This window comes from Cupriavidus sp. FW305-F7 (genome assembly GCF_058782875.1).
The window spans coordinates 166,331-173,813 of sequence record NZ_JBYSYC010000013.1 but is presented as its reverse complement, the minus strand read 5'-3'; the positions used below and the strand labels follow the sequence as shown (position 1 = coordinate 173,813).

The window sequence follows — 7,483 nt, the reverse complement described above, 5'->3', positions numbered from 1 at the left end:
TCACGTAGCGCCGTAGGAATCCTCGTCCTTTCCGCCGTAAGGCGGCAGCCGAAGGCTGAGGACGGGGAGGATGTCAACCGGCCCGCCTGGGATTCGACATCGCGCCGATCACGCTGGAAGTGTTCCTGGCATGCGTGACCTGCGGCCTGCTGTTCACCGCGACCTCGATGTCCGGCATGAAAGGGCTGGAGCGGCTGGCGGTGCCGGTGGCGCCCGTCATCATGCTGATCGCGGTGCTGGTACTGGTGTACCTGTTGTTGCATCCGGTCCTAAACGCGAAAGCGCAGCCGCTGGCGGAGAACGCATCATGAAGAAGGTCTTGCTGAATGAGTTCTCCACGGCCGAACTGGAGGCCATGTTTGCCGCTGGCGGTATAGACAGCGACATCACCGTTTTTGGCAGTTGCGAAAGTCACGGCGGGCACCTGCCGCTCGGGCCGAACCTGTTCGTTCCCGCCGAAGTGGCACGGCTGGCGGCGCAACGGCTTGAACGGACCATTGTGGTCCCCGGCGTGCCGTTCGGCACCTCGATGCGCTACAACGCCACCCGATGGCGGTCTCGCTGCGCTTCAAGACGGTGACGGCGCTTGCCGAGGATATCTTCGAGAGCCTGATTGCCTACGATATCCGGTACATCTTTGTGCTGAACGGGCACGACGGCAATATTGCGCCGCTCGAGATCGCCCAGCGCAAGGTCAAGCAGCGCTACCCGAAGGTGGTGTTCGCCTTCCTGCCTGCCTGGTGGTCGGTGATCGGCAGCCGGCTTGGCGACGGCTTCTTCGCCGAGTGGAATGGATTGGGCCACGGCGGCGAAGGTGAAACCTCGATCACCATGGCGGTGTTTCCGGACCTGTGCGACCTGGGCAAGGCCATGCGGCAGATGCCGGTAGACAGCATCCGCATCGGCGAGCGCGTACAGATCATGTGGGATATCGCCAAGGTTTCGGCGACCGGCGCCACCGGTGACCCGACCTGGGCCAGCGCGGAAAAGGGCAGCAAGATGCTGGACGCGCTGGTCGGACTGGTTACCGACAGTATCAGGCAGCTCGATGAAACGGGGTGGCGCTACGACCTGCGCCAGTGAAGGCAAGGTTCAGCCGGCAAGCGGAGGGAGCAGGCGTGAACTCCATGACGCATAGGCGTAGGTCAGCATGCGCCCCGATTCAAAACCCGGAGGCGGCCTGATCTCGCCGCGAGCCTCCCTGTACGCCACCACGGCGTGCAGGATCTTCTCGGGCGCGTAACGGTCACGCAGGGGCAGGTAGGGGTGGAGCTGGCGCCAGCCGGGGGCGGCGCCGTCCAGGGTCGCCCAGGCAAGTGCGCAATAGCACATGCCCCGGGACGAGAGATGCCAGAGTTGCCAGTAACGGCCAGTCGACTCCACGCGCTGCATCCTTGAATCTTGCAGGACCGGCGGGGGGCGACCGGACCGTGCCTTACTGGATCTTGGCCTTGTCCTTGAGTGACTTCATCATGGCCTGGAACTGCTCGCGCTGCCAGTTCTGGTCCCCCATCAGCATCTGCGTCAACTGCGGCTTGACCTCTTCGAACGACGGGATCTTGGCGTCGCGCACGTCGACCAGTTCGATGATATGCCAGCCGAACTGGGTCTTGACCGGCGTATCGGTCAGCTGGCCCTTCTTCAGGCCGGTCATGGCTGCCGAGAACTCAGGCACGTAGCTGCTGCTGTTGGCCCAGTCCAGGTCGCCGCCGTTGGCCGCGGAGCCCGGGTCCTTGGACGAGGCCTTGGCCATGTCCTCAAACTTGGCGCCGCCCTTGATCTTGGTGATGATCGCCTTGGCGTCGGCTTCCTTTTCCACCAGGATATGGCGGGCGTGGTATTCCTTGCCGTTGCCAAACTGCGACTTGATCTTGTCATACTGCTTGCGCAACTCGGCGTCGCTGGCGCCGTGGGTCTTCACGTAGTCTTCGAACACTGCGCCGGCCAGCACGTTCAGGCGGGCCTGTTCCAGTTGTTCCTGCACGTCGTCGCGCTGGGTCAGGCCGCGCTTGTTGGCTTCCTGCGAGAGCAGTTCGCGGTCGATCAGCATGTTGCGTGCGCGCGAGCGCAGCTCCGGGTTGTCGGGCTGGCCGGTGCCGGCGATCAACTTGTCCAGCTTTGCCGATGAAATGGCCTTGCCATTCACGACGGCGGCATTCTGGGCGATGGCCGGCAGGCTGCCGGCAGCAAGCACAGCCGCCAGGCTGAACGAGAGGACGGTGGTCTTCATGGAATCAGGTCTGAGAGTTGCTGGAAGAATAGTGTGATGATGCGCGGGATTGGTACTCTTGGTCGGTGAACGCAGTCACGGCAAGTGCGTGGATCTGCGCGGGGAACAGACCGCGCAGCGCATCATACACCATGCGGTGTCGTGCAACCCGGCTGTGACCCGTAAAGCGCTCGCTGACGATTGTCACGTGGTAATGTCCGCCGCCGGATGCGGCGCCGGCATGTCCGGCGTGCAGCGCGCTGTCGTCGCGCACGGCCAGGTGGCTGGGGGCGAGCGCTTCGCGCAGCATCGCCTCGATAGTGGCGGGATCGGCTGCCATCAATGGTTTCCTTCGGTTTGGGGGTGCGGGGGCGGGGCCGTCAGTCCTGGCTGTTCTCGGGCATGTGGCGCGACAGCCAGACACTCTGGGCGACGATGAACACCAGCATCATCCCCATGCTGCCGAACAGCTTGAAGTTGACCCAGGTCTCGGTCGAGAACTGGTAGGCCACGTACAGGTTCAGCACGCCCATGGCGGCAAAGAAGCCGGCCCAGGCGGCGTTCAGCCGCGCCCACACCGGGTCGGGCAGGGTCACCTGTTTTTCCATCATGGCGCGGATCAGGTTCTTGCGCCAGCCGATCACCGAGCCCAGCAGCGCCACCGCGAACATCCAGTAGAGCACGGTCGGCTTCCACTTGATGAAGGTCTCGTTGTGCAGCACCAGCGTGGCGCCGCCGAACACCGCGATGATCAGCAGGCTGACCCACTGCATCGGCTCGACCTTGCGGTGGCGGAACCAGACCCAGCCGATCTGCAGCACCGTGGCGCCAATGGCCACGGCGGTGGCGGTGTAGATGTCAGCCAGCTTGAAGGCGGCAAAAAACAGGATGACCGGGAACAGGTCGAACAGGAATTTCATGCGGTACCAGGTTGTGTCCGGCGTGCTTGCCGGAGCGTTCAGCGCTGCGGGTCGCGCCGGGGTTTGTCGCCGCTGCCGGCGGCGTGGGCATCATCCGCCGCACGCTGTGCCGGGTCGCGATCATCGAATTTTAGCGCAGCCGAGTTGATGCAATAGCGCAGACCGGTCGGGGCGGGGCCATCTTCGAAGACATGGCCCAGATGGCTGCCGCATTCCTTGCAGCGTACCTCTACCCGCGTCATGCCGTGGCTGTGGTCGACGTGCTCGGCAATCACCTCGCCGTTGATGGCGCGGAAATAGCTGGGCCAGCCGCAGCCGGCATCGAACTTGGTGGCGGATTCGAACAGCGGCGCGCCGCAGCCCACGCAGTGGTAGATGCCGTTGTCCCAGTGGTCCCAGTAGCGGCCGGTGAACGGGCGCTCGGTGGCGGCCTCGCGGGTCACGCGGTATTCGATGTCGGAGAGTTGTTCACGCCACTCGGCGTCGGTCTTGGTGGTGGTCATGGTTTGTCCTCGCAGGGCTTCCTCGGATGGGTTCCTCAGTTAAGGCATTGGTCGTGCGAACTGCGCGAACCTTACACCGGCTGGCGCCGGCGTGCAGGGCGCGGATCACATGGCGTCACGACGAGCAACTGACCTCCAGGCCGGACGCCCAGTCCGGCGGCAGCGCCGCGTAGTGTTCTGCCTCCGGCTGTTCGTCGAAGGGGCGCGACAGCACTGCCAGCAGCCGGTCCACTTCGGTGAAGTCCTTCTCGCCGGCGTGCCGGATCGCGGTTTCGGCCAGGTGGTTGCGCAGCACGTATTTGGGGTTGACCGCCAGCATTTCCAGTTCGCGCGCGGCATCGTGCGACTGCTCGGCGCGCAGGCGCACGCGATAGTCGGCCACCCACGTGTCAAAGGCGGCACGATCCAGGAACAGGTCGCGCACCGGCGCGTCGCGCGCGGCATCGGTGGATGAAATGCCGCACAGCTTGCGCCAGAACAGCGTGTAGTCCACGCGCTGGCCATGCAACAGCTGGAACAGGCTGGTCAGCAGTGGCTCATCGCTCTTGTCGTCGCCGCCGGCAGGCGGGCGCAGGCCCAGCTTGGCGCGGTAGTGGCGGAAGAACGCCGCGGCATAGCGCTCGCGGAACGGGTCCAGCGCCGCGCGCGCGGCTTCCACGGCGGCGTCGCGCGCGCCTTCCTTGTCGGCATCCTCCGGTGCCAGCCACAGCGGCAGCAGCGCCTGGGCCAGGCAGTGCAGGTTCCAGAACGCCACCTGCGGCTGCTGGCTGTAGGCGTAGCGGCCCTGCGTGTCGGAGTGGTTGCAGATATGGTTGGCGTCGAATGCATCGAGGAAGCCGAACGGGCCGTAGTCGATGGTCAGGCCCAGGATCGACATATTGTCGGTATTCATCACGCCATGGCAGAAGCCCACCGCCTGCCAGTGCGCGATCAGGTCGGCGGTGCGCAGCGAGACCTCCCGCAGCAGCGCCTGGTAGGGCTGGGTGTCGTCGCGGCACGCGGGCATGAAGTTGTCGATGACGAAATCCGCCAGCTTGCGCAGCGCGGCCACGTCGTCGTGCGCGGCGAAATGTTCGAAGTGCCCGAAGCGGATAAAGGTCGGCGACAGCCTGGTCACCACCGCGGCGGTCTCGATGGTCTCGCGGCGCACCGGCGCGTCCGAGCCCATGATCGACAGTGCGCGAGTGGTCGGCACGCCCAGTGCGGCCATGGCTTCGGAGCAGAGGTACTCACGGATCGACGAGCGCAGCACCGCGCGGCCATCGGCCATGCGCGAGTAGGGCGTCAGGCCCGCGCCCTTGAGCTGGATTTCCCACGGGCCGGTGGCGGTCTCGGCCTGCGCCAGGCGGATGGCACGGCCATCGCCGAGCTGGCCGGCCCACACCCCGAACTGGTGCCCGGAATATACGCTGGCGAGCGGGTCGGCCCAGTCCGGCACCTGGTTGCCGACAAAGGTCTCGATAAAGTCCTCGCGGCTGCCGATGTTGGCGTCCCAGCCGAGCAGCGCCGCCGCGGCCGGCGCCACCCCCACCAGGTAGGGTGACGGCAGCGGCGTGGGACGCAGGCGCGTAAAGAACTGCATGCCGAGTTCGGCGAAGCCGGGCGCGGTGCGAAAGGGCACGGACAGCGTGGCCGGCGTGGCTGTGTCGGAGGGCTGCGGAGCTTGTGACTGGGGCGTGTCTGGCATCGCGTAGGGGCGCCTCGGGGCGCAAGGGGCGGTGCGAATTCCGTGCGTTCGTCGATGTGCGGCGAACCGCGTAAAAGGCGGTGCAGCGCGGCATGCCGGGCGCACGAAAATGCGATGGTGGCTAGGGAAAACGACATGTTGAGGTGCAACATGCCACGCAGTATTGTACGTCCTCAACGGCACTCGACCGCTCGACCGAGTGAATGCCGCCATGCACCGCACGGTTATTTTCCTCCTTCAGTGCGCACATGAATCCGGTGCATGGGCTTTTCGCAGAATTGCGGCCCCGAATTCGATGGCAATACCGACGGCAACCCCGACGGCAATACGCAACGACAGTACGGCAGTGCACAACGAGATCGGCCGGATGCCGATTTGGTGCATGGAAACGACCGCCAAAAAATAGTACGGTTGTTCGTTTTCAGGCGAATTACACAAGACATTCAGGAGGCAGGTTCATGGCATTGATGGGTCAAATGATGAGCGCGCCGCTGCTCATTTCCTCCATCATCAAACACGCCGCGCGTTACTACGGCAGCACCGAGATCGTCTCGCGGCGCACGGAGGGCGACCTGCATCGCTATACGTACCGCGATTGCGAACTGCGCGCCCGCAAGCTGGCGCAGGCGCTGGGCGCACTGGGCGTGAAGCAGGGCGAGCGCGTCGGCACGCTGGCCTGGAACGGCTACCGCCACCTGGAGATCTACTACGGCGTGTCCGGCATGGGCGCCGTCTGCCATACCATCAACCCGCGCCTGTTCCCCGAGCAGATTGCCTATATCGTCAACCACGCGGAAGACGGCTATGTCTTCTTCGACCTGACCTTCCTGCCACTGGTGGAAGGCGTTGCGCCGCATTGCCCCAACGTCAAGGGGTGGGTGGCGATGACCGACCGCGCGCATATGCCGGCCGAATCCAAGGTGCCGCTGCTGTGCTACGAGGAGCTGATCGACGCGCAGGACGGCAACTACGAATGGCCGCAGTTCGACGAGAACCAGGCGTCGAGCCTGTGCTATACGTCGGGCACCACCGGCAATCCCAAGGGCGCGCTGTATTCGCACCGCTCGACGGTGCTGCACTCGTATGCGTCGGCACTGCCCGACGCGCTGGGCTGCTCCGCCAGCGACGTGATCCTGCCCGTGGTGCCGATGTTCCACGTCAATGCCTGGGGCCTGCCGTACTCGGTGCCGCTGGTCGGCGCCAAGCTGGTGCTGCCGGGTGCCAAGCTGGACGGGGCCTCGATCTATGAACTGTTCGAGCAGGAGAAGGTGACCTTCTCCGCCGGCGTGCCGACGGTGTGGCTCGGCCTGCTCCAGCACGTGCAGTCGAACAAGCTCAAGTTCTCCACCTTCCGCCGCACCGTGATCGGCGGCTCGGCCGCGCCGCCGGCGATGATCCGCGCGCTCGAGGCGCTGGATGTGGAAGTGATCCACGCTTGGGGCATGACCGAGATGTCGCCGCTGGGCACGTCGTGCAAGCTGCTGGCCAAGCACCAGGACCTGTCCGACGCCGACCGCCACAAGATCCAGGAAAAGCAGGGCCGCGTGATCTTCGGCGTCGACATGAAGATTGTCGATGGCGACGGCAACGAGCTGCCGTGGGACGGCAAGGCCTTCGGCGACCTGATGGTGCGCGGGCCGTGGATCATCGACCGCTACTTCCGCAACGATGCCAATCCGCTGGCCGACGGCTGGTTCCCGACTGGCGACGTCGCCACCATCGACGCCGATGGCTTCATGCAGATCACCGACCGCAGCAAGGACGTGATCAAGTCCGGCGGCGAATGGATCTCGTCGATTGATATCGAGAACGTCGCCGCTGCGCACCCCGCGGTGCATATGGCGGCCTGCATCTCAGCCTACCACCCCAAGTGGGATGAACGCCCGCTGCTGGTTGTGGTGAAGAAGCCCGGCGCCGAAGTCACCCGCGAAGAATTGCTGCAGTTCTTCGAGGGCAAGGTCGCCAAGTGGTGGATCCCGGACGACGTGGCCTTTGTCACCGAGATCCCGCTGACCGCCACCGGCAAGATGCAGAAGCTCAAGCTGCGCGAGCAGTTCAAGGACTACAAGCTGCCGACCGCCTGACGCCGGCACGCGCTTTCCGGTGCGCCATGCCTGCTTGCGGCATGGCGTGTCCGGGGCCGGCTGCAGGGCGTGGCATGGAG

General features: G+C 65.0%; 10 protein-coding genes. 4 read left to right on the top strand and 6 right to left on the bottom strand.

Features of this window, described 5'->3' with window-relative positions; all coding sequences use genetic code 11:
* The first annotated feature begins 134 nt into the window (after window positions 1-134).
* The 3 genes from AC3WL8_RS14915 to AC3WL8_RS14905 are packed head-to-tail and all read left to right on the top strand — an operon-like array spanning window position 135 to window position 1,083.
* Window positions 135-311: a hypothetical protein gene (locus AC3WL8_RS14915; protein WP_194946851.1), complete on the top strand. Its 177-nt coding sequence runs from the start codon at window positions 135-137 to the stop codon at window positions 309-311.
* Window positions 308-580, top strand: coding sequence for a creatininase family protein (locus AC3WL8_RS14910; protein WP_211980984.1), 273 nt, complete (start codon window positions 308-310; stop codon window positions 578-580). Before AC3WL8_RS14915 ends, AC3WL8_RS14910 begins: the two co-directional genes overlap by 4 nt.
* Window positions 550-1,083: a creatininase family protein gene (locus AC3WL8_RS14905; protein WP_211980985.1), complete on the top strand. Its 534-nt coding sequence runs from the start codon at window positions 550-552 to the stop codon at window positions 1,081-1,083. Before AC3WL8_RS14910 ends, AC3WL8_RS14905 begins: the two co-directional genes overlap by 31 nt.
* A 9-nt stretch (window positions 1,084-1,092) precedes the next feature.
* Here AC3WL8_RS14905 and AC3WL8_RS14900 read toward each other — a convergent pair whose 3' ends face one another.
* The 6 genes from AC3WL8_RS14900 to AC3WL8_RS14875 form a co-directional block, all read right to left on the bottom strand.
* Entirely contained in the window at window positions 1,093-1,392 is a 300-nt protein-coding gene (locus AC3WL8_RS14900; protein ID WP_013956521.1) for a hypothetical protein, read from the bottom strand.
* Between the two features lie 43 nt (window positions 1,393-1,435).
* On the bottom strand, window positions 1,436-2,230 hold the full coding sequence (locus AC3WL8_RS14895) for a peptidylprolyl isomerase (protein WP_013956522.1): 795 nt from the start codon (window positions 2,228-2,230) through the stop codon (window positions 1,436-1,438).
* Window positions 2,231-2,234: 4 nt separating this feature from the next.
* The gene (locus AC3WL8_RS14890) at window positions 2,235-2,549 is read right to left on the bottom strand and encodes a BolA family protein (RefSeq protein WP_013956523.1); all 315 of its coding nucleotides are present in this window, start codon (window positions 2,547-2,549) and stop codon (window positions 2,235-2,237) included.
* A gap of 40 nt (window positions 2,550-2,589) precedes the next feature.
* Window positions 2,590-3,129, bottom strand: coding sequence for a septation protein A (locus AC3WL8_RS14885; protein WP_013956524.1), 540 nt, complete (start codon window positions 3,127-3,129; stop codon window positions 2,590-2,592).
* 38 nt (window positions 3,130-3,167) lie between these two features.
* Window positions 3,168-3,632, bottom strand: coding sequence for a peptide-methionine (R)-S-oxide reductase MsrB (gene msrB, locus AC3WL8_RS14880; RefSeq protein ID WP_153954832.1), 465 nt, complete (start codon window positions 3,630-3,632; stop codon window positions 3,168-3,170).
* Window positions 3,633-3,747: 115 nt separating this feature from the next.
* On the bottom strand, window positions 3,748-5,319 hold the full coding sequence (locus tag AC3WL8_RS14875; RefSeq protein ID WP_153954831.1) for a protein adenylyltransferase SelO: 1,572 nt from the start codon (window positions 5,317-5,319) through the stop codon (window positions 3,748-3,750).
* A 458-nt stretch (window positions 5,320-5,777) separates the two neighbouring features.
* Between AC3WL8_RS14875 and AC3WL8_RS14870 the strand changes: the two genes are divergently transcribed.
* On the top strand, window positions 5,778-7,403 hold the full coding sequence (locus tag AC3WL8_RS14870; protein WP_013956528.1) for a 3-(methylthio)propionyl-CoA ligase: 1,626 nt from the start codon (window positions 5,778-5,780) through the stop codon (window positions 7,401-7,403).
* The last annotated feature ends 80 nt before the right edge of the window (window positions 7,404-7,483 follow it).